Raw genomic sequence first — 20,974 nt, 5'->3', positions numbered from 1 at the left:
CGCACAGTTCTACTCGGCCCGCTTCGCGGCACGGGCCGCGAGGTCTTGGGCGTCGAGCTTGTCCGCTTCTTCGAGAGTCGGTGCGCTGCCGCCCAATCGTGCCGGAACCCAGTACGCGCCCGGCTCGTGGTGGTAGTTCTCCTGCAGTTCCAGCAGCATCTTCTGCATCACCGTACGCAGTTTCTCGGTCAGCTCGTTCGGCGGACCGACCGGAGGCAGCGGCTCACCGACAGCGATCGAGATAGGAGTGTTGGTGCGGCCCAACCGCTTCGGGTATCCCTTGGTCCACACACGCTGCGCGCCCCAGATCACCGTCGGGATGATCGGCACGCCTGCCTCGATGGCCATGCGTGCTGCGCCGGACTTGAATTCCTTGATCTCGAAGCTGCGGCTGATGGTCGCCTCGGGATACACGCCCACTAGCTCGCCGTTGCGCAGGCTCTCCACGGCCGACTTGTACGACTCCGCGCCGGCTCCACGGTCGACAGGGATGTGCCGTAGCGAGCGCATGATCGGGCCGGAGATCTTGTTGTCGAAGACTTCCTTCTTCGCCATGAACCGGATGTAGCGCTTCACCCGTCGCGGCGGCAGCCCGGCGTAGGTGAAGTCCATGTATCCGGTGTGGTTGACGGCGATGACGGCTCCGCCGGTGGCAGGGATGTGTTCCTCGCCCTTGACATCGAATTTCAGGCCCTCGAACGCGAACACTGCACGAGCGATGCCGATGACTGATCGGTAGACGGGTTCCACAGTCCGTTAGCGTAGTCGGTGGACGGGGTAGGAGAGAAGGTCCGCACGATTGCGGTCCGGTAGAGCAACGGGGAGAGATCGAGTGAAGAACAGAGCGGCACCACTGCGACGGAAGCGAGTGACCCGAACCGCGTTGCCGCTGATCGCAATACTCGCTCTGGTCGGAGCCTGCGATTCGGCAGTCGGAATCCCGGCGGAGCAACCCGGCTCGGCCAGCAGCACCACCGAGACACCGAGCGACGACTCACAGGCGGCAACTCCGACCACGGCAGCCCCGACCACCACCACGACCCCACCGATCCCGCCCGGCCCACCCGTCGGCGAGGTTCCCGGAAACCCGGACGCCGCGATGGCGTTGCGACCGTTCGTGGGCGATCTCATCGGCGGCGGAATCGGCGTCGTCACGGCGCGGTGCTGGACGGTTCCGCCCACCGAGATCCCGGCGATGTACGTCGACACCGAGGCCATCCTCGCTGCCGTTGCCACCCCCGGCGTCGACGGCCAGTACGCCGTCACGTGGACCGGCCCCACCGCGACGGTCGGCATCAAGCGCAGTGAGATCGCATCCGACTATGCGTGCCCCACCGTCTACCCCACCGGCACCGCCCCCGTGTTCGACGCGGCAGACGCCGTCTACACCGTCGATCGCTACCTGGGGCGTCTGGCCGGGATTCCGGTGAACCCCAGCGACGTCGAAGAGACCTACCCACTCGTGTGCGACGGCCGTCAGACCTGGGATGCCCTCGGCACCGGCGTTCCCGTTGCCCCGCCGCTGGTGCAGAATCCGAACATCCTGCCCGGCATCACCTCGTTCGATCCCGACAGCGTGTTCGTCACCGGGCAGAACGGCATCTACACCCAGGTCAACGCAGACATCATCGACGGGTCCGGGGCGTACCAGAACCGCACGTTCGTGCTGGCCGTCGGCGGCGAGGGTTACTGCATCGGCGACATCGCCTGAGCCGGTTCTACTTCAAGACATCCGTCCCGACGAAAGGCACCAGCGCCTCGGGGACGCGGACGGTGCCGTCGGCCTGCTGGTGGTTCTCGAGGATCGCGACGATCCAGCGGGTCGTGGCGAGGGTGCCGTTGAGCGTCGCTGCGGTCTGGGGCTTGCCGTTCTCGTCGCGGTACCGCACGCCGAGGCGTCGGGCCTGGAACGTCGTGCAGTTCGAGGTCGAGGTCAGCTCGCGGTAGGCCTGCTGGGTGGGAACCCATGCCTCGCAGTCGAATTTGCGGGCGGCCGAGGAGCCGAGGTCGCCGCCTGCGGTGTCGATGACCCGATAGGGCAACTCGACTGCAGCGAGCATTTCCTTCTCGTACTCCAGCAGCTTCTGGTGTTCGGCCGCTGCATCCTCGGGCTTGATGTAGGAGAACATCTCGATCTTGTCGAACTGGTGGACTCGGATGATGCCGCGGGTGTCCTTGCCATAACTGCCCGCTTCGCGGCGGAAGCACGACGACCAACCGGCGTAGCGCTTCGGGCCGTCGGCGAGGTCGATGATCTCGCCCGAGTGGTAACCCGCGAGAGCAACTTCGGAGGTTCCGACGAGGTAGAGGTCGTCGGCTTCGAGGCGGTAGATCTCGTCCGCGTGCGCGCCGAGGAATCCGGTTCCCGACATGATCTCCGGGCGAACCAGCACCGGCGGGATCATCATCGTGAAGCCGTTCTTGACGGCCTTCTGGGCGGCGAGCTGGAGCAATCCCTGCTGCAGCAATGCGCCGTAGCCGGTCATGAAGTAGAAGCGCGAGCCCGAGACCTTGGCTCCGCGTTCCATGTCGATCAACTTCAGCGACTCACCCAGCTCGAGGTGATCTTTCGGCTCGAAGTCGAACTCCGGGATCTGCCCGACGGTCTCGAGCAGCACGAAGTCGTCCTCGCCGCCTGCGGGCGTGCCGTCCTGAACGATGTTGGAGATCGCGCGGTGGGCCGCGTCGAGGGCTGCGTCGGCCTCGGCTTCGGCGGCCTGGGCGGCCTTGACCTTGGCGGCGAGTTCCGATGCCCCGGCGAGCAGAGCCGGACGGTCCTCGGCGGAGGCCTTACCGACCTGCTTTCCCAGCGCCTTCTGCTCGGCACGCAGCTGATCGCCGGCCAGCACCGCGGCCCGGCGGGATGCGTCGGCACCCAGAAGTGCGTCGACGAGAGCGGGGTCCTCGCCTCGGGTGCGCTGCGAGGCGCGCACTGCGTCGGGATTCTCGCGAAGGAATTTCAGGTCGATCACGAGAACGAACCTTACTTGCCGAGCAACCCCAGATAGTCCTCGCGTCCGAACATCGTGGCGGCATCGATCGCCGACGGGTGGCCGCCGTGCGGATCGGCTCCACCGTCGACGAGCAAGCGCACCACCTCGTCCTCACCTTTGAAGACCGCGCCCGCGAGTGGGGTCTGCCCTTTGTCGTTGGGCTTGTTCACATCGGCACCACGCTCGACCAGCGCTCGCACGGCGTCGGCGTGGCCGTGATACGCGGCGAGCATGACCAGCGTGTCGCCTGATTCGTTGTGCAGATTCACCGGAACGCCCGCGTCCACGTAACTCGCCAGAGCGGTGCCGTCACCGGTGCGGGCCATCGCGAACAGTCGACCGGCGAGCTCGCTGAGGTCGTCGTCACCCGTTGGGTCGCTCATGAGGACCGAACATACTCGGGCATGATGGAGGGCGATGTCCGGATACGAAACAGACCCCCCGACGAGCGAGAAGTCTCGGCGAACACTGTCTGCAACCACAGCTCGACGTGGACTCGCCATGGTTGCGGTCGGTGCGGTGCTGGCCGCCGGGGCGACGGTTTTTCTCTCCGACGGGTTCTCGACACCCGAGAAGATCACCACTCATGCGACGGCCAGTGGGCCTGCGACCGACGGGCCCGTTTCGGCGTCCTCCTTCGGTGCCGCCGACCCTGGTGCCTGCCTGCAGTGGACGCCCACCGACGATCCCGAGACCGATCGGCAGGACCTCGCCGAGGTCTCGTGCGCCGATCCCCATCGCTTCGAGGTGGCTCGTGACATCGACATGAGCGTCTACCCCGGCGTCGAGTTCGGCCCTGCCGCGGCGTATCCCGGTTCCATCCGGTTCAGCGAGTTGCGCGACGAACACTGCGCGGCCGCCGTCGACGACTACGTCGGTGCCAAATTCGATCCGAACGGACGCTTCGGCGTCGGGCTGATGTTCCCCAGCCAGGCCGGATGGGCCAAGGGTGAGCGGACGCTGCGCTGTGGTGTGCAGATGCCGTCGAACACCGGCGCGTTGATGGAGATGACCGGGTCGATTCTCGATCAGGACCAGTCGAAGGTCTGGCCTACCGGAACCTGCATCGGCATCAACCAGAACGTGCCGGCCGATCCGGTGGACTGCGCCGCTCCGCACGCGTACGAGGTGGCGTCGGTGATCAACCTGACGCAGCAGTTCCCCGGCGGGCACCCGTCGGAGGGCGACCAGGATGCGTACCTCGAGCGGACGTGCACCGACGCGGTCAACGGTTACCTCGGCTCGGACACCGCGTTGCGCGACAAGACGCTGACCCTGTTCTGGGACACCATCGACGTCGCGAGCTGGCTGGCCGGAAGTCGCCAGGTGACGTGCTCGGTGGGTGCCGAACTCGATTCCGGCGGTTTCGCGACCATCGTCGGCACCGCCAAGGGCGACATCCTCATCAACGGTGCAGCCCCCGTCCCGCCGCCCTCCGCTCCCGACGGCCGCGCACTGCCGACACCGCTGCCCGGTGCCGCACCGATCACCACCGGAGGGTGACATTCCCACGCACATGACGCGCGTCGACTTCGAGGAAGCAGTGTCCGACGCCCTCGACACTCTGCCGCGTGAGCTCACCGACTTCATGAACAACGTGGTCGTTCTCGTCGAGGAAGAGCACCCGACCGAGGACATCCTCGGACTGTACGAGGGCATCGCACTCACCGAACGTTACGAATACAGCGGCCACCTACCGGACGTCATCACCATCTACCGCAAACCGATCCTCGAGATGGTCGACGACGAAAACGAGGCGCGACGGGAAATTGCGATCACCGTCGCCCACGAAATCGGACATCACTTCGGCATCGACGACGAGCGACTGCATCAACTGGGATTCGGCTGACGGCACTCACTCGTCGCCCGCCCCCCCCGAACGCGTGAATGGACCCTTGCATACGTCTGGGCAGTGCAAGGGTCCATCCACCCGCCCCGGCGTGAGCCGACCACCCCGCGTCGATGGCACTTTGCATACGTCTCAGCCGTGCAATGGTCCATTGACGCGGAGCCGGGCTACGCCGCGACTGTCTCTCGGCGAGTGGGTCGAGCAGCGCGATCGGTGAGGAATGCGAATCCCAATCCCAAGGCCAGCCACAGGGTTGCCTGGGTGGCCAGGGACGACAGTCGGAATTCCCACAGTAGGGTTGCCGGGAAGTCCGCGCCCACCTCGTTGACGGTGGGCAGCAACGCATAACCGATGCCGACCACAACCAGGAACGCCAGCAACGGCGCTCCGACGCGAATCGCCACCGAATGCTGCGACGCCACCGCCTTCGCCGCGTAGACGGCCACCGCGACGGCCAGCAAACCGAGAATCACCGACGCCAACCACAGCCAGGTGCGTTGAGTGATGGTCTCGGGATCTCCGACGGCCGGTGGGTTCGCCGGGTACTTGAAGAACGGCACCGCTTCGATGGCCAACCAGCCCGCACAGGCCCCGACGAGCGCGAGGATCGAGCCCGGCAGTGCGGTGAAGCGTCGCCCGTAGTGCAGTGCCGAGGCGAAGATCGCGCCGAGTGCCAGGCCGGCGAGTCCGGTGGCGAGGAACAGTCCGATGCGTTGTCCGTCTCGACTGACGAGCGCGTCCTCGCCGTGGGAGTGCGCGGCCGCATCGGCGTCGGCGTGATGAGCGTCGGCTCCGGCTGCTTCCTCGATGACGATGGCCGAGTCGATGTGCGGTTCACCGACAACGTAGGCGACTGCTCCGGCGAGCAGGCCTGCGAGAAGTCCGGCGAGCAGACCTCGCACCAGTAGTTGGACGAATGTGCCCTGCAGCGTCGGGCCGTGGGTGTCGGTCAGTGGCATGGCAGGCCCAGCAGATGGCGGCCGTCGTGCATCAACTCGTGCATGTACATGCCACTGCGGGAGATCGCGCCCTGATCGAAACCGACGAGGTAGAGCACGACGAAAGCGAGCAGAATCGTTGCGGCGACGATGACGGCAAGAGCAGCCGACTCCGTCGTATTACTGGGTGCGTGAATGATTGCCATGGTGTCCTCCTGGGATTGTGCGTCCCGTAGTCCCCGCTCGAAAACGGGGACGGCCATGCGATGAACGAGTTTTCTGACTCTCGAATTCGGGCATTTCGCCGACGTCGATCACAGTGGCGCAACCGCTCCGGATTTTCACCGGATTACCTGCGTACATCGCGTATTACCAGCGAACTGTGGCATCGCTCCGGACTCTGTGTCAATCGCTGTCCCGTCCGACTGCAGCTCGATGCCACAAAGCTGCGGTGCCACAAAGCTGCGGTGCCACAATGACGCAGTGACCGCGTCCGTGACCCGACTGATGTTGGTCGCTCACGCGCGAACCGACGCGATGCGCACCGGCCGGTTTCCCGGCGACGAACCACTCGACGACGCGGGCCTGCGCGATCTCGCCGCGGTGACCGACTTTCCCCGCGCCGACCGCGTCCTGTCCGGCCCGGAAGCCCGCTCGATCTCCACCGCGCAGGTGTTCGGAACCGATGTCTCCGTCGAGCCTGCGTTGGCCGACATCGACTACGGCCGGTGGTCCGGTCTCGAGATGACCGATCTGCCCGACGCCGACGCGATGGCCTGGCTGAGCGATCCGGCGTTCGTTCCTCCGGGCGGAGAATCTCTCGACGCGTTGTTCTCTCGCGTCGAGAAGTGGCTGAGCGCAGTTGGATCGACGCCCGGCCGCACTCTGGCGGTGACCTCTCCTGCCGTCGTCCGAGCCGTGGTGGTGATGGTGTTGGACGCCCCGATCCGCTCGTTTTGGCGGGTCGACGTTTCCCCGCTGACGCGCACGTCCGTCAGCCATCGGGGCGGCGTCTGGACTGTCGGCGCGGTGGCCCAGAAGTTCGTCTGAATTTTTCTCGCGTGGAGGGAACCGAACCGAACACGGCGGCGTCTTACCTACCGACAGCGCAAAGTTCTTCGATCAGGGAGCGTGGCTCATGACCGTCATCAAGGTGGATCCGGTGGCCCTGCAGCTCGCTGCCTCCGAACTCGATGCGGTCGCCGCTCGCTTGCAGGCGGCTGTCACTGCGACGGCTATCCCCGTGCGGCCACTGCCGCCCGGTACCGACGAGGTCTCGCTGCTCACCGAACGATTCTTCGGCACCGCGGCCGATACCTTCGGACCTGCTGCAGCGCAGGGTATTTCGGAGTTGCACCGAGCGGCCGAGGAACTGCGGAAACAGGCTGCGGACTACGTGGCCACCGACGACGACACGGCCGGGGGCCTACCCGGCCTACCCGGAATCTGACGCACCGCACTCGACCGCAACGCCAAGACACAACGCTCGAAACGACACGAAGCTCGAACATCATGGGGGCCAGAGGATGACGCTCGGAGTGACAGGTGTGGTGTGGCTGCCACGCACGGCGACGGGAAACTCGACGCGATTGCTCGGGCCGGGACCGGTGCCGTTGCACGTCGCCGGCGGCGCGTGGGGTTCGGTCGCTGCGGCGTTCACCGAGGCATCGGCGAGCATTGCCGCTGTCACCGCGGCTCTGACCGCAGGCTGGGAGGGCGAGTCGGCACTGCTGGCTCAGGCTGCGCTCGGCCGTTTCGCGACCTGGACCGCCGCCACGGCAGTCAAGGCGGCGGCGCTCTCGGTGGAGGCCCCGGCCGCAGGAACCTCGTACGGTGTCGCGTTGGCGACCATGCCCTCGCTCGTCGAAATCGGAGCCGTGCAGGCCGCCAAGGTCACCGCCGCCTCGACGGGTGGCGTGATGAACGGCAGCTACGAGGCTGCCGAGGTGGCCGATCGACTGCTCGACATCCGCGCGGCGATGGTGATGGAGGGCTTCGAGCTGGTCTCCTCGCACCGAATCGTCCAGACGACGTTCGATCACCCGCCGGCCATCGTCTCCGATTCCGGGAGCGGCCTCGGCAAATTCGCCAACGGAGCACTCATGACGTCTCCGGTCCAGGCCGCGATCGGCGGCTTGATGGCCGCGACCCAGAACCCCGGCGTCGCGGCGGCGGCCGGTCAGATCGGTAGTGCTGCCACCTCCATCGCCAGTACCGGCGTCTCGACCGTCGCCACCGCTGCGTCCAACATCGGGTCGAGTGCGTTGTCCGGTGGCGTCGGGGCCGGTGGTGGATTCGCACCCGGTGGTTCGGCATCTCTCGCTGTCGGTCCGGCGTCCACGCGTCCGGTGTCGTTCGGCGGGGCAGGTGGAGCTGCCGGGCTCGGTGGCATCGGCGGTGGCGTCGGAATGCCCGGTTCCGCGTTGGGTCCCGCCGGTGGTGGCTCGATGCAGGCCGGTGCAGGCCAGAGCGGTCCGTCGGCGTTCGGCGCACCCACCTCGGCCGATGCCGGCCTCGCTCAGCGCGGAACGGGCGCGGCAGGCGCTCCTGCCTCCGGCTCGCGCGGGCAGGCCGAGGACGACGAACACGAGACCCCGGACTACCTCAAGCAATTCGAGCACTTCTCCGACGGCCGGACCGTCGCGCCGTCCGTCATCGGCGCGGACCCGACCCTGCCCCACACCAGCGGGAACGGCCGTTGATCGATTTGGGAACCGTGCCGGTGGGCCACACACTGCCGATCGCCGCACTCGGTGTGGACGAGATGGACTTCCTCGTCGAGGAACTGTCGATCACCGAACTACCCGTGGTCCTGGACGTGTTCCCGCGCTTCGACGACGTCGGTGCCCGAGATCGCGCGCTCGAGCACGGGCGCAGCGCACTGAACAACGCCGGCCTGATCACCGACGGCCGCGTCCACCAAGATCTCGAGCAGTGGATGCGAGTTCTCGAACAACCTCACTGGTACGTCTCGGCTCGCGTCTTCGACGTCGAGAACCCAGAGTCCGTTCCGACCACTCGGATCTGCGTTGCATCCGACGATCGGATCACGGTGTCGGCGGTGCGGCGAGACGACGTGGTCACCATCCGCGCCGTCCAGGGTGATCCGGCCCGGGACCTCGCGTCGTCGATCGGCTCGGCCGCGTCGTTCGACCCGGGCAGCATCAACGCGCCAACCGATCTGCTGGCCGAAGCACTCGACGCGGCACCGACCGACGTCGGAGCAACCGCGTCTCGGCTGCGCGGTATCGGCGTAGCGCACGAGCGCGCCGTGGCTCTGGCGTCGGCGATGGCCACCTGCGCCGGCAGAACCGAGATCACCGCCGTCGCCCGTAGGCACGGCACCCGTCACGTGGCCGGAAGACCCGTGGCCCTGTTCGACACCAGAGCCGGACGCATTCTCGCCACCTCGACCCTCGCCGCCGACGGCACGTCGTGGAGCTCACTGACCGGCGCAACGGATCGCAGACTCACCGCTGCCCTGACCGAGTTGATCGCATCGGCCGGTGAGCATCTGCGCTAGCTGATCGGGTTGTCCGCCTTGTTGCTGCCCTTGCCCTCGAACGGCGGCAGGAACGTGCCCCACCTGGCGCAGGACCATCCTCCGTCGGGCAGTGGCAGCAGCTCGACGGTGTGCGTGTTGTCGAGGTGATTGTCGGCAGCGAACGTGCCCTCGACGCCTGCCAGTACCGCCGCAACCAGTCGGATTGCGGCACCGTGACTGACGACGACGACGTCGCCCGCTGTCTCGTCACTCAGATACTGCGCGCGGAGGCCGTCGAGCACCGGGACGTAACGCTCCAACACCGAATGTCCGCTGTCGCCGCCGGGCACGGTTGCCGCCAGATCTCCGGCGTGCCAGCGACTGAAGATATCGGTGAACTCCCGGTGCGCATCCGCATCGTCGCGGTCCTCCAGATCTCCGGCGAAGGTCTCCTGAATTCCCTCGGTCACCACCAAGGGAACCCCGGTCGCTCGTTCGATGTAACCCGCAGTCTGCTTGGCACGCAACGCAACCGAGGACACCAGCACCGCGGGCGGGCGTCCGATCCAGGTCTGCGCATACGCGTCGGCCTGCTGGTGCCCCAGCTCGGTGAGCTCGGCTCCCGGCGGCGAGGTGTCCAGTATCTTTGCGACGTTCGCTGTCGTCTGACCGTGCCGAACCAGAATCAATTTGCCCATCACAGATCACCGCGTCCGGCACGAATGTCTGCGACCCACTGCACGTGTTCGTCGATCGGCGGCGGCACCGAACCGCCCGTTCCTGTTGCGGTGGGCCAGGATCCAAGGAACCGGAGGGGCATCTTGCGGTGGAATGCGGCCAACATCTCCGCGACGAGCGGGTCGTCGATGTGCCCGGCACAGTCGATGAAGAACCTGTACGTTCCGAATCGTGAACGGGTGGGCCGTGATTCGATGAAGGTCAGGTCGATGTTGCGAATTCCGAACTCGGCCAACGCTGCCGGCAGCGTACCCGGATCGTTCGGCGGCTCGAGGACCACCGACGTTCGGTCCGCACCGGTGCGCGCAGGCACCGACTGCGGCGCCGTCACCAGCACGAAACGAGTCCGCGCGCCCTCAACATCGATGACCCCGTCGGCCAACTGCGACAACTTCAAGCGCTCACCGGCGAGCCGCGTCGACACCGCAGCATCGACCATTCCGGCCGCAACATCCTCTGCCGCACCGGCATTGGACGACGCGGACTGCACCACGGCGTCGGGCATGGCGGTCTGCAGCCACTGGCGCACCTGATTGAGCGCGATCGGATAGGCGCTGATCGTGCGGGCCGAGTCGAGGGTGACACCGGGACCACCGAGAATGGTGAAGGCCACCTCGATTTCCGTCTCGGCGACGATCTGCAGCCGGCGACCCTCCGACAACGCGTCGAGCGTCGGTGGGACCGCTCCCTCGATGGAGCTTTCGATGGGGACCACGGCCGCGTCGGCCGCACCCGATCGCACGGCCTCGAGCGCAGCGGGAGGGTTCGACGCCGACACCCGCTCGACCGCCCCGTCCAGACCGACTGCGCCGAAGGTTCCGAGCTTTTCGAACTGCGCCAGCGCCATCTCCGTGAACGTTCCCGATGGGCCGAAGTAAGCGATGCGAGGCACGTCTCGAGGTTACGTTGTGGACGCCTACGAAGCGATCAAACCGACGTCGACGAGCCGGGCGCGGGCGCGGGCGGCGTCGACGATCTCGATTCCGAGCAGCACCTCGCGCACCGCCTCGGCGGCCTCGGGGATGAGAGCTCGCAGTGCGGCGACGTTCGGAGCAGCAAGGGCCGCGGCGATGTCGTCTCCACGGAGCGACGCCACCGTCGCCGCAAGGATCGCGAGCACCTCGTCGCCGGACTCCGCGCGGGCGACGAGGCCCACATCCGCGTGCGAGACCACGGCGAGCACGTCGGCGATGCGCCGAGGGGTGTCTCCGACGCGGATGCCCGGGGTCCGGTGGGCGAGGACGACGGCCTCCGCGGTCTCGGCCACGTCGATCGCGTCGAACATCGGGAAGACGACCAGCGGCGAGGGCAATCGCAGCCCGAGCGCGTCGGCGAGGTGCTCGGCCGGGGCGTCGACGTCGAACCGGACGGCCTCGTAGCCGCAGGTCCTCCCTGCTCGGAGCTCGTCGGGGTCGATGTCGAGGTGCACCACGATGCGTCCGTGGTCGTCCGAGTCGGACAGCGCGAGCAGGGTCGATGCCCGGACGACGGGCGGTCCGTACTCGGCTCCACGCGGAGCTGCGGCCAGCGAGGGGGCGTCGGCGCATATCGGCTGCAGCAGCTCGTGGACGAGCGCGTTCGGGTCGGGTCGGTGGGGCACACCGAGGGTCAGCGGAATCAGCACGCCTTCACGGTAGACCCGGGTCTGGGTCGTTCCGCGGGCTCCACTCCCGCGGACGGTCTTGCGATCCTCGCCACACCACGCTAACTTAGGTTTGCCTCACCTACCTGCCTGACCGATCGCATCGGAGGAGCCCATGCTCGGCGCAACCACCACCGGACCGACCACTGCCGAACGCGTACGCAGTGCCTGCATGCGCGCCGAGGGCGCCGCCCTGGCCATCGACGGCAGCGACCCGGTGATCACGTCCCTGCATCATCTGCGGCCCAACGGCGAGATGATCCTGGCCGTCCCCACCGACTCCCTCGACAACGCGCACACCTGGCAGTCCTCCCGTGCCGGCATCCCCGCCGTCCTCGAACTCACCGATCACGCGCCGCTCGCGCTGCGTGAGCCGGTGCGTTCGCTGGTGTGGCTTCGCGGCGATCTACGCCCGGTCCCGGACTCGCTGATGCGCCCGATGGCCGGAGCGGTGGCCGCCGAACATCCGCATCCCGCTCTCCTCGACGTCGGGCACACCACCTCGCTGATGCGGCTGATCGTCACCTCCGCCGTGGTCGCCGACAGCACCGGAGCCGAGCCCGTCGACGTCGACACGCTGCTGGCAGCCGAACCCGATCCCTTCTGGGAGATGGAGACCAGCTGGCTCGAGCACCTCGACTCCGACCACCCGGACCTGCTCGCCCAATTGGCCCGACGCCTCCCGCCGTCGCTGCGGCAGGGCCGAATCCGGCCGCTCGGCATCGATCGCTACGGCATTCGGCTGCGGATCGAAGGCGAATGCGGCGACAACGACGTCCGGCTGGGATTCGCCCAGCCCGTCCAGGACGTCCTCTCGCTCAGTCGCGCGCTGCGCGTTCTCGCCGGTTGCCCGTTTCTGAACGGACTACGCGCCCGCGGCTGACGTACGTTTCGAGAAACAGGGCAGACTCGTGCGGTGATCGACTTCAAGAGCTGGTTGACGCCACCGCCGCCCGCGAGCACGGCTCCACCGCCCGATGCCCGCGAACGCACCACCATCAAGGTCGAGATCGCGATCGTCCTGCTGGTCACATTCGGGCTGAGCGGTATGAGCAGCATCCTCTCGCTCGTCGAGGACGCGCTGCAGACCGCTGCCCTGTCCGATCAGACCGTGGCGCTGAACTCGTCGCGATCGAGCTTCAGCCTCATCGATCTGCTGTTCCAGCTGCTGAGCATTCTGCGTCTGTGCGCCTGGGGAGCTCTGGGGTTGTACCTGCTGTGGCGAGCCGATCTGGCACCCCGAGCGATCGGGCTGGCCCGGCCGCGGTTGAAGATCGACCTCGGTCACGGCGTCGGACTGGCCGCACTGATCGGATTGCCCGGCCTGGCGCTGTACCTCGTGGGCAACGCCCTCGGATTCAACCTCAACGTCGTTCCCAGCGCCCTCGACGACCACTGGTGGCGCGTCCCGGCACTGATTCTGTACGCGCTGGCCAACTCCGGTGCCGAGGAGATCATCGTCGTGGCGTACCTGATCTCTCGTCTGCGCCGTCTCGGCCTGAGCGAGAACGCGTCGTTGCTGTGCTCGTCGCTGCTGCGCGGCAGCTATCACTTCTATCAGGGCGTTGGCGGTGGGGTCGGAAACTTCCTCATGGGTCTGGTGTTCGGCCGCTACTGGCAGCGCACCGGCAGACTGTGGCCACTACTGATCGCACACGCTCTGATCGACATCGTGGCCTTCGTCGGGTACGCCCTCCTGCGCGAACATCTGTCGTGGCTCCCGTGAATCGGCACGCGAGGAACCCGGGTGTTTCCGTGGCGACGGTTACAGTCGACCCGTGAACGACGATGATCGCTACGGACGGCACGGCGCGCCGGAACGGCGAACGCCGCCCGACCGATCAGCACAGAGTCGTCACAGTCGACCGGACCCAGCGCCAGGACCCGCACCTCGCCCGACCGGGGGCCAACCGCCGCGCCAGCCACCGCCTTCTCAACCACCGCCTCGTCAACCACCACCCGGCCGGCAACCACCCGGCCAACAACCACGAGGCCCGCAACCGCCGAGCCAATCGCGACCACCGCAGCCGCCCCCAGGCCAGGTGCCGCCCGGCCGACAGCCGCCACCCCCTCGCGGATATCGCCCCGGCCAGCCTCCACCGGATCGGGGCCCACGTCAGTACGACCCCGGGCCCCCGCGCCGTCAGGGACCTCCGCCCGAGCGTCCGGCACAACACAGTCCCCGCCCACAAGGTCCGCCGCCGGAGGGCACCGAGTTCATCCGCCGCGACGGCAGGCCCACTGCCGGTCCGGCGCGCTCGGCCGCCGCACAGCAGGCGTGGTCGCAGGCTCCCGAACCCGGATCGGCGAAGTCCGACACACCTTCGCCATCCGAATCGACGCGTCAGTACTCGCGTTCCCAGGAAGTTCCACCGGGCCGCACCGGGTACGCCCCGCGTCAGCAACCGGAGCCGTTCACCGAGGAGCGCAGGCAACCGGCCGCACCGGCGCAGCGGGCTCTGCGTCGACCCGAACCCGTTCGGCCGCAACGTGACTCTCGGCCACCGAAGGTCGCGAAGCCGCGCAAGCGCAGACGCTGGGGTCGACGCTTCCTGATCGTGTTGCTCGTCCTGGTGCTGGGAATCGGCGGCGTCGTCTACTACGTCGACAGCTCGTTGACGCGCGTGGACGCCCTCACCTCGTATCCCGGGCGCATCGGCGACACCCCCGGCACCAACTGGCTTCTCGTCGGCTCGGATTCGCGAGCCGGCCTGACGCCGGAGCAGGAAGCCGCGCTCGCAACCGGCGGCGAGGTGGGCCCGAGCCGCACCGACACGATCATTCTCATCCACATCCCCGAGGGCAGCGGCGCGCCCACGATGGTCAGCCTGCCGCGCGATTCGTATGTGCCGATTCCGGGCAACGGCCAGGACAAGCTCAACGCGGCCTTCGCATTCGGCGGGCCGCCACTGCTGGTCCAGACGGTCGAGGGTGCAACCGGTGTGCACATCGATCATTACGCCGAGATCGGATTCGGCGGCTTCGCCGGGATCGTCGACGCGGTCGGTGGAGTCAACGTGTGCGTGCAGAATGCGATCGACGATCCGTTGGCGGGCATCAACATCGCCGCCGGCTGCCAGGATCTCACCGGAGCCGAGGCGCTCGGATTCGTGAGATCCCGCGCGACGGCATTGGCCGACATCGACCGGATGAACAATCAACGCGCGTTCATGTCCGCCCTCCTGGAAAAGGCAACCAGCGCTTCGACTTTCCTCAACCCGTTCAAGTTGTGGCCGCTGGTGTCCGATACCGCGTCGTCGTTGAGCGTCGACGAGGGAGATCACATCTGGAACCTCGCCGCACTCGCCTGGGCGATGCGCAGCGGTCCGGTGACCACGACGGTTCCTGTCGGCGGATTCCAGGACTCCGACGTCGGAAACGTACTGCTGTGGGACGACACTCGCGCTCCGGCGTTCTTCGACGCCATCGCGCAGGATCGCGAGATACCTCCGGAACTGCTGACCGGCGGGCCCTGACAACCCTGGGTTGTAGGCGGGAGTGGAGCCTGCGGAACGACCCTGGGTTGTAGGCGGGAGTGGAGCCTGCGGAACGACCCTGAATGTAAGTTGTGGACCATGACATCGCCGTCTGCCCAGCCCGCCGCAACACCCGGTACGTCGTTCCACGATTTGCTGCGCGCCCAGGTGCGGCACGAGTTCACTGCATCGCAGCAGTACGTCGCGATCGCGGTGTGGTTCGACCGCAACGATCTGCCGCAGCTGGCCACGCGCTTCTACGCTCAGTCGGCCGAGGAGCGTCGGCACGCGATGATGATGATCCGCTTTCTCATCGACAATCGGCTCGAGGTCGATGCGTCGGGCATCGACGACGTGGTGACGGGATTCCAGTCGGTCGTCGAACCGGTGGAACTGGCGTTGGCCCAGGAGTCGACGGTGACCGAGCAGATCAGCGCGTTGGCGCGTGCTGCCCGGGCCGAGGGCGACTACATCGGCGAGCAGTTCACCCACTGGTTCCTCACCGAGCAGGTCGAGGAGGTGGCGGCGATGCAGAGCCTGCTCAACATCGTCCGCCGAGCCGGATCGAACCTGTTCGACATCGAGCAGTACGTCGCTCGCGAGATCGGTTCCACGGTGATCCGCGCCACCAATGCCCCTAAAGAAGCCGGAAGAGCGTAGTTTGCAGCCCTGCTCAGAGCGGACATTTAGGATCGACTGTATTAGGCAACGTTCGCCTCAATAAGGATCGACTTGGATGACAACGCCCTCTGACCAGGCATATCGTCCTGAGCATGAGCGTAGACATCAAAGAAACCAGCCACACCAAGTTCCACGCACTTCTCCGCGACCAGATTCGCAACGAGTTCAACGCCTCGCAGCAGTACATCGCCACCGCGGTCTACTTCGCGAATGTCGATCTGCCGCAGCTGGCCAAGCACTTCTACGCGCAGTCGGTCGAAGAGCGCAACCACGCGATGATGATCGTGCAGTACTTCCTCGATCGCGACATCACGGTCGAGCTGACCGGCGTCGACGCGTCGAAGTCCGTCTTCACCGATCCGCGTGAGGCCATCGCCCTGGCGCTGGCACAGGAGGAGACCGTCACCGAGCAGATCATCGCTCTGGCGAGCACCGCACGCGAAGAGGGCGACTACCTCGGCGAGCAGTTCATGCAGTGGTTCCTCAAGGAGCAGGTCGAGGAAGTTGCCAGCATGAAGACGCTGCTCAACATCGCCGATCGTGCGGGCCACAACCTGTTCGACCTCGAGCAGTTCGTCGCCCGTGAGATGAACACCAGCGTGACCGCCGACTCGGGCGCACCGACCGTCGCCGGCGGATCGCTCTAGTCACCGCAACTCTGCGCGGATGACGCGCTCATACGGGTGGCCACTCGAACGAGGATTCCTTGTTCGAGTGGCCACCCGTTTCGCGTTCTAGCGCAGAGTGAGTTCTAGCGCAGAGTGACCTGGCGGCCGCGTAGGCCGTCGCGCGAACGCAACTGAGCTGCCGTGAGCGGAGCGTCGACAGCCAGTGCCTCGCTCAGTTTCTCGCCGAATTCCTTTGTGGGCCCTGCCCATTCGGTGGGGTGCATCTCGGGATCGAGATCGAACACCGGCACCAGCACCCCGTGCGTGCGGAACGAACCGGCGTAGCGCGAACCCTCACCCAAGTTCAGATCACCCGCGGCGTGCAGGCGCGCCAGCGCGAGCATCACATCGTCTTCGTTCTCCGGACGAACCCACCGGATGTGCGCCTTGTCGCCTGCATCCACCCACCAGGCCGCGACGACGCCGTCGGCCTCGATCCGCGCCGAGGGCATGATCGCCTGGTTCGCGCGTTCCACGGTTGCAGTCACATCGGCTGCAGGAGTGGCACTTTCGGGGATCCACCAGTTGAAATCCTGATGAACGGTGATCTCGAGCAGCGCGGAGGCGTCGAGCACATCGGTCAACGCGGGCGTGCTGTCGGTGATCTTCGCGGCTTCGAGCGACTCGCCCGCGGACGCGGTGGATGCCCAGCCGAGGGCGCTACTGATATCTGCCGCAACGTCTTTCGACTGATTCTGCACCTGAAGGCCGACGAAGCCCTCGACGGAATCGGCATCTTCGCGCACCAGGGCCGCGACGGCACCGGGTAGCACCGTGGCCAGCGTGATGGTGCGACCGTCCACGGTGATCGGCGCGGTGGCCGTCGCCGACGGGACGAACTCGCGCAGCGCTACCAGGTCGCATTCGGCGGCGAGGCCTTCGAACGGGCGAGCGGACGCCGATTCGATGCTCGCGCGTTCCGCTTCTCGCTGCGCGAGCTTCGCTGCTCGGTTGCTGTCCTGCTTCGGTCCACTGTTTCTTTTGCTCTTACCCACGTCCGAAAACCTACACGTTCTTCGATTCGAGCCAGGCTCGCGTTCGGCCGGGGTGGTTGGTGGCGATCCACCCGACGCCGAGCTCGCGGCACAGGTCCACGTCCTCTTTCTCGTCGACGGTCCACACGTAGCTGGCCCGGCCGGACGCCGCTGCGCGGTCGATGATGGCCGGGTGCTCGCGTAGCGCGCGAATCGACGGGCCGACGGCAGTGGCCCCGACGGTCGTCGCCGCTCCCCCACCGAGGTAGTGCGAGCTGTCGCCGAGGAGCACCGTCGGAAGCATCGGAGCCGACCGCCGTACGCGCCAGACGGCCGAGGGCGCGAACGACATGATGACCGCCCGCGAGTGGTCGGCCGACGCGGGCGCACCGATGCCGAACTTGTGCAGCTCGGCGAGCACCGTGCTTTCGATCAGCGAGCCGTATCGCACGGGATGCTTGGTTTCGATGAAGAGTTTGACCGGCTTGCTGGTCCAGTCCAGGACGAGAGCAATGAGGTCGTGCAACGTCAGAAGTTCGGCGGGTTCGTCGTCGCCGTAGTTCAGTCGGGCGAGATCGGCGAAGTCCATCTCGCTGACGATGCCGGTGCCGTTCGAGGTGCGATCGACGCGACGATCGTGCACGCACACGATATGGCCGTCCCTGGTGAGCCGCACATCGCATTCGACGCCGTCCGCCCCCTCGCGCAGTGCGAGGTCGTAGGCCGCGAGAGTGTGTTCGTTCTTCGCCGCCGACGCACCTCGATGCGCGACGACCAGTGGCCCACGGCGATCGGGACTCACGACGCCGTCACCGTCTCGGATTCGTGTTCGGGCTGCTTCTTCTCTTCGGGCTGCTTCTGCTCGGGCTGGTTCTGTTCGCGCTGGTCCGACTTCGGCGCGGTGCCGGTGGCGATCACCCAGCGGGTCGGACGCGACATTGCGGATCCGCGCAGTGTGCGGCCTTCGAGTCGGCGCATCACGGCCAGGGTCAGCACGGCCGAGACCGCGGCCACCAGTGCCACGAATGCCGACAGCAGAACTCCGTCGGCGCGGGCCTGAAGTGAATCGCGCAGGTTCCACAGCAATTGGACGATGACCAGCGCATTGCTCGCTGCCCAGACAGCCCACCAGATCCGAACCAGTGTCAGTTCGCGGTGCACGTCGGCATCGGCACCGCCGCGGAGACGGACCACCTCGGTGAGGTAGACCCCTGGCATCACGATGCGGACAAGAGGCAGCATCGACAACAGCAGCATCGGGCGCACCGATCGCGGGTCGGTGGAGCCGGCGGCCGTGAAGGCGAGTCTGCGCTGATAGATCAGCCAGCAGGACGAGGTGATCAGCGCGGCCAGACCGATGACGAGCGCGCCGACCTGAGCGAAATACACCAACGCGTCGGACACGGCGAGGGTGATCGGCGAGATCAGTCGCACGCGGTTGTGCAGCAGGATGCCGTACCGGAACACTTCGGCGAACGCGGCGAGCGTCAGCAACATCGCGGTGACGAGGACCAGGTTCTGCGCGTTCGCGGCGTACCGCTCGACGCGACCGACGCGGCGATCGGCCTCGGGATCGCGCGGGATGTCGCGCAATCCCCAGGTGGGCGTCGAGGCGTAGTGCGGCGTCGGGGTCGGTGCTGCGGATTGGCCGCGGTGTGCGGCTTTCGTCGACGAGGTCGCCGGTCGGGCTACCCATCGGAAGTTTCGGGCACCCTGCGCGGGTGCCCTGGTGGACACCGGCGAGAGCAGCACGCCATGGCAGCGGGGGCACCAGGTGCCCGGCCGAGCGCCGACAGCCCAACGGGTGCTGCAGCGGGCACAGACCTGGAACGCCTGAGCGCGCCCCTGCGGTGCCGACATCTAGATGATTCTCGCTTCGTGGGCGTCGTTCTCGCTCTGGATCGGTCGACCAGCGGCCTGCCAGGCGAGCATCCCACCGTCGACGTTGATCGCCTCGTAGCCCACGCGGTTGAGATATTCGACGACGCGAGCCGAGCGACCACCGGCTTTGCAGACCACGTACACCTCGGATTGGTTGTCGATCTCACCGGCGCGGGACGGAATATCGCCCATCGGGATGTGCACTGCGTCCGGAGCGTGTCCGGCCTGCCACTCGTCGTCCTCGCGTACGTCGAGCAGGATGGCCGTCGTAGGGAACGGCACCGGCAGGCGATCGACGGTGACGGCAGGCGGCTGCTCGGGATACGACACACCTCGATCTTGTCACGCGTCCGCGCGGGGCTGCCACCCGTGTCCTCGCGACCGAAGCGGCACCGCGCTATGACCTACGTCACTGCAGTCACAGAAGTTATCCACAGTATCCACAGATCGATCCACAGAATCGGGGTCTGTGCCGGTTTCTATCCACAGGTCAGAGCGTCGAGTCGGTCCCCCGGTGTATCGAGTACCAACTCGGCCTGTGGATCGATGGTGATTTGACACAGCCATCGTCTGCGGTCCCGTGAAGCCGCTGTTTAGGCTGGCGAACATGACTAACCCACCGCAGGTCGTTCCGCAGGCCCCCCTCCCGTCCATCGAGCTACGCGTCTTCACCGAACCGCAACAGGGTGCCACGTACGACGAACTGCTCCGCGTCGCGAAAGCTGCCGAGGAGTTCGGCTACGGCGCATTCTTCCGATCCGACCATTACCTCGCGATGAGCGGCGACGGCGGCCCAGGGCCCACCGACGCGTGGATCACCCTGGCCGGGCTGGCCCGCGAGACCTCGACCATTCGGCTCGGCACCCTCGTCACCTCAGCGACCTTCCGCTTCCCGGGGCCCCTGGCCATCAGCGTCGCCCAGGTCGACGCCATGAGCGGCGGTCGCGTGGACCTCGGTCTCGGTGCCGGCTGGTTCGAGGACGAGCACAAGGCCTACGGCATCCCGTTCCCTCCGCTCGGTGAACGTTTCGACCGGCTCGAGGAGCAACTCGCCGTCATCACCGGACTCTGGGACACCCCCGTCGGCGAGACGTTCTCGCATGACGGCACGCACTACCCCGTCACGAACTCCCCCGCGCTCCCCAAGCCGGTGCAGACGCCGCACCCGCCCATCGTCATCGGCGGCGGAGGCAAGAAGCGCACCCCGGCACTCGCCGCGAAATACGCCGACGAGTTCAACATCCCCTTCGCCTCGCTGGCCGACACCGAGACCCAGTTCGGTCGCGTCCGCGCAGCCTGCACAGCCGCCGACCGCGACCCCGACTCCCTCGTCTACTCCAACGCCCTCGTCCTCTGCTGCGGCCGCACCGAAGAAGAAATCACACGCCGTGCCGCTGCTATCGGCCGCGAGGTATCCGAACTACGCGAGAACGGTGCCGCAGGAAGCCCCGCCGAATTGGTCGACAAAATCGGCGCCTTCGGAGCCATCGGCGCGACACGCGTGTACCTGCAGACCATGGACCTCACCGACCTCGATCACCTCGAACTCGTCGCATCCGAAGTTCTCCCACAGCTCTGACCCCCGCCGAATCCCGCCCGTTATCTTTTAGCTGGTCCTTGAAACCGAGGGCTACGGTCGCCAGACCCGGT

General features: G+C 66.8%; 25 protein-coding genes. 13 read left to right on the top strand and 12 right to left on the bottom strand.

Going from position 1 to position 20,974, the window contains the following annotated elements:
- Nucleotides 1-9 precede the first annotated feature (9 nt).
- Entirely contained in the window at nt 10-750 is a 741-nt protein-coding gene (locus QM590_RS19530) for a lysophospholipid acyltransferase family protein (protein WP_068045361.1), read from the bottom strand.
- Between the two features lie 82 nt (nt 751-832).
- Between QM590_RS19530 and QM590_RS19525 the strand changes: the two genes are divergently transcribed.
- Nucleotides 833-1,711, top strand: a complete 879-nt coding sequence (locus QM590_RS19525) for a hypothetical protein (RefSeq protein WP_269596083.1) — start codon at nt 833-835, stop codon at nt 1,709-1,711.
- 7 nt (nt 1,712-1,718) lie between these two features.
- Here QM590_RS19525 and serS read toward each other — a convergent pair whose 3' ends face one another.
- On the bottom strand, nt 1,719-2,972 hold the full coding sequence (gene serS / locus QM590_RS19520) for a serine--tRNA ligase (RefSeq protein ID WP_269596084.1): 1,254 nt from the start codon (nt 2,970-2,972) through the stop codon (nt 1,719-1,721).
- An 11-nt stretch (nt 2,973-2,983) separates the two neighbouring features.
- On the bottom strand, nt 2,984-3,376 hold the full coding sequence (locus QM590_RS19515; protein WP_269596085.1) for an ankyrin repeat domain-containing protein: 393 nt from the start codon (nt 3,374-3,376) through the stop codon (nt 2,984-2,986).
- A gap of 34 nt (nt 3,377-3,410) precedes the next feature.
- On the opposite strand from QM590_RS19515, the gene QM590_RS19510 reads away from it, so the two are divergent.
- Entirely contained in the window at nt 3,411-4,496 is a 1,086-nt protein-coding gene (locus QM590_RS19510; protein ID WP_094638530.1) for a septum formation family protein, read from the top strand.
- 13 nt (nt 4,497-4,509) lie between these two features.
- The gene (locus QM590_RS19505; RefSeq protein WP_082073870.1) at nt 4,510-4,842 is read left to right on the top strand and encodes a metallopeptidase family protein; all 333 of its coding nucleotides are present in this window, start codon (nt 4,510-4,512) and stop codon (nt 4,840-4,842) included.
- Nucleotides 4,843-5,009: 167 nt separating this feature from the next.
- On the opposite strand, the gene QM590_RS19500 is transcribed toward QM590_RS19505, so the two are convergent.
- Together QM590_RS19500 and QM590_RS19495 are read right to left on the bottom strand one after the other, a co-directional pair.
- Nucleotides 5,010-5,801 carry a CbtA family protein gene (locus tag QM590_RS19500; protein ID WP_269596086.1) on the bottom strand — a complete coding sequence of 264 codons (792 nt, stop codon included), beginning with the start codon at nt 5,799-5,801 and terminating at the stop codon, nt 5,010-5,012.
- Nucleotides 5,792-5,986 (bottom strand): CbtB domain-containing protein, encoded by a 195-nt coding sequence (locus tag QM590_RS19495; RefSeq protein ID WP_032396459.1) that lies wholly within the window; start codon nt 5,984-5,986, stop codon nt 5,792-5,794. The genes QM590_RS19500 and QM590_RS19495 overlap by 10 nt, the downstream gene beginning before the upstream one ends.
- Nucleotides 5,987-6,263: 277 nt before the next feature.
- On the opposite strand from QM590_RS19495, the gene QM590_RS19490 reads away from it, so the two are divergent.
- The 4 genes from QM590_RS19490 (at nt 6,264) to QM590_RS19475 (ending at nt 9,303) form a co-directional block, all read left to right on the top strand.
- The gene (locus QM590_RS19490) at nt 6,264-6,830 is read left to right on the top strand and encodes a histidine phosphatase family protein (protein WP_269596087.1); all 567 of its coding nucleotides are present in this window, start codon (nt 6,264-6,266) and stop codon (nt 6,828-6,830) included.
- Between the two features lie 88 nt (nt 6,831-6,918).
- On the top strand, nt 6,919-7,230 hold the full coding sequence (locus QM590_RS19485) for a PE family protein (protein WP_032381057.1): 312 nt from the start codon (nt 6,919-6,921) through the stop codon (nt 7,228-7,230).
- Between the two features lie 76 nt (nt 7,231-7,306).
- On the top strand, nt 7,307-8,482 hold the full coding sequence (locus QM590_RS19480; protein WP_269596088.1) for a PPE domain-containing protein: 1,176 nt from the start codon (nt 7,307-7,309) through the stop codon (nt 8,480-8,482).
- Nucleotides 8,479-9,303, top strand: coding sequence for an ESX secretion-associated protein EspG (locus tag QM590_RS19475; RefSeq protein ID WP_269596089.1), 825 nt, complete (start codon nt 8,479-8,481; stop codon nt 9,301-9,303). The genes QM590_RS19480 and QM590_RS19475 overlap by 4 nt, the downstream gene beginning before the upstream one ends.
- Here QM590_RS19475 and QM590_RS19470 read toward each other — a convergent pair.
- From QM590_RS19470 to QM590_RS19460, 3 genes are read right to left on the bottom strand one after another with little or no spacing between them, the layout of a single operon-like run.
- A complete protein-coding gene (locus QM590_RS19470) occupies nt 9,300-9,965 on the bottom strand; it encodes a histidine phosphatase family protein (RefSeq protein WP_269596090.1) in 666 nt (221 codons plus the stop codon). The genes QM590_RS19475 and QM590_RS19470 overlap by 4 nt on opposite strands.
- On the bottom strand, nt 9,962-10,894 hold the full coding sequence (gene pheA / locus QM590_RS19465; RefSeq protein ID WP_269596091.1) for a prephenate dehydratase: 933 nt from the start codon (nt 10,892-10,894) through the stop codon (nt 9,962-9,964). The genes QM590_RS19470 and pheA overlap by 4 nt, the downstream gene beginning before the upstream one ends.
- A gap of 24 nt (nt 10,895-10,918) precedes the next feature.
- Nucleotides 10,919-11,626: a hypothetical protein gene (locus QM590_RS19460; RefSeq protein WP_269596092.1), complete on the bottom strand. Its 708-nt coding sequence runs from the start codon at nt 11,624-11,626 to the stop codon at nt 10,919-10,921.
- A gap of 133 nt (nt 11,627-11,759) precedes the next feature.
- Here QM590_RS19460 and QM590_RS19455 point away from each other — a divergent pair, with 133 nt between their 5' ends.
- The 5 genes from QM590_RS19455 to QM590_RS19435 all read left to right on the top strand — a co-directional run bounded on the left by QM590_RS19455 (nt 11,760) and on the right by QM590_RS19435 (nt 16,448).
- Nucleotides 11,760-12,527, top strand: a complete 768-nt coding sequence (locus QM590_RS19455) for a DUF2470 domain-containing protein (RefSeq protein ID WP_269596093.1) — start codon at nt 11,760-11,762, stop codon at nt 12,525-12,527.
- A gap of 33 nt (nt 12,528-12,560) precedes the next feature.
- Nucleotides 12,561-13,370 carry a CPBP family intramembrane glutamic endopeptidase gene (locus QM590_RS19450; RefSeq protein WP_032396467.1) on the top strand — a complete coding sequence of 270 codons (810 nt, stop codon included), beginning with the start codon at nt 12,561-12,563 and terminating at the stop codon, nt 13,368-13,370.
- Between the two features lie 493 nt (nt 13,371-13,863).
- Nucleotides 13,864-15,120 carry an LCP family protein gene (locus tag QM590_RS19445; protein ID WP_411741367.1) on the top strand — a complete coding sequence of 419 codons (1,257 nt, stop codon included), beginning with the start codon at nt 13,864-13,866 and terminating at the stop codon, nt 15,118-15,120.
- 99 nt (nt 15,121-15,219) lie between these two features.
- Nucleotides 15,220-15,780 carry a ferritin gene (locus tag QM590_RS19440; protein ID WP_149407697.1) on the top strand — a complete coding sequence of 187 codons (561 nt, stop codon included), beginning with the start codon at nt 15,220-15,222 and terminating at the stop codon, nt 15,778-15,780.
- Between the two features lie 113 nt (nt 15,781-15,893).
- Nucleotides 15,894-16,448 carry a ferritin gene (locus QM590_RS19435; RefSeq protein ID WP_032396487.1) on the top strand — a complete coding sequence of 185 codons (555 nt, stop codon included), beginning with the start codon at nt 15,894-15,896 and terminating at the stop codon, nt 16,446-16,448.
- Between the two features lie 104 nt (nt 16,449-16,552).
- Here QM590_RS19435 and QM590_RS19430 read toward each other — a convergent pair whose 3' ends face one another.
- Genes QM590_RS19430 through QM590_RS19415 form a run of 4 tightly spaced genes read right to left on the bottom strand, consistent with a single transcriptional unit; the run spans nt 16,553 to nt 19,654 of the window.
- Nucleotides 16,553-17,464 carry a DUF5926 family protein gene (locus QM590_RS19430; protein WP_269596095.1) on the bottom strand — a complete coding sequence of 304 codons (912 nt, stop codon included), beginning with the start codon at nt 17,462-17,464 and terminating at the stop codon, nt 16,553-16,555.
- Between the two features lie 10 nt (nt 17,465-17,474).
- On the bottom strand, nt 17,475-18,245 hold the full coding sequence (locus QM590_RS19425) for a glycerophosphodiester phosphodiesterase (protein ID WP_269596096.1): 771 nt from the start codon (nt 18,243-18,245) through the stop codon (nt 17,475-17,477).
- Complete coding sequence (locus QM590_RS19420; protein ID WP_269596097.1) at nt 18,242-19,303, bottom strand: DUF4328 domain-containing protein; 1,062 nt, start codon at nt 19,301-19,303, stop codon at nt 18,242-18,244. Before QM590_RS19420 ends, QM590_RS19425 begins: the two co-directional genes overlap by 4 nt.
- The gene (locus QM590_RS19415) at nt 19,304-19,654 is read right to left on the bottom strand and encodes a rhodanese-like domain-containing protein (RefSeq protein WP_411741366.1); all 351 of its coding nucleotides are present in this window, start codon (nt 19,652-19,654) and stop codon (nt 19,304-19,306) included.
- 322 nt (nt 19,655-19,976) lie between these two features.
- Here QM590_RS19415 and QM590_RS19410 point away from each other — a divergent pair, with 322 nt between their 5' ends.
- A complete protein-coding gene (locus QM590_RS19410) occupies nt 19,977-20,903 on the top strand; it encodes an LLM class F420-dependent oxidoreductase (RefSeq protein WP_269596101.1) in 927 nt (308 codons plus the stop codon).
- The last annotated feature ends 71 nt before the right edge of the window (nt 20,904-20,974 follow it).

The sequence above is a fragment of the Rhodococcus sp. IEGM 1372 genome (assembly GCF_030056835.1).
GTDB lineage: Bacteria > Actinomycetota > Actinomycetes > Mycobacteriales > Mycobacteriaceae > Rhodococcoides.
The sequence above is the reverse complement of the archived record's forward strand: the minus strand, read 5'-3'. Positions and strand labels throughout refer to the sequence as shown.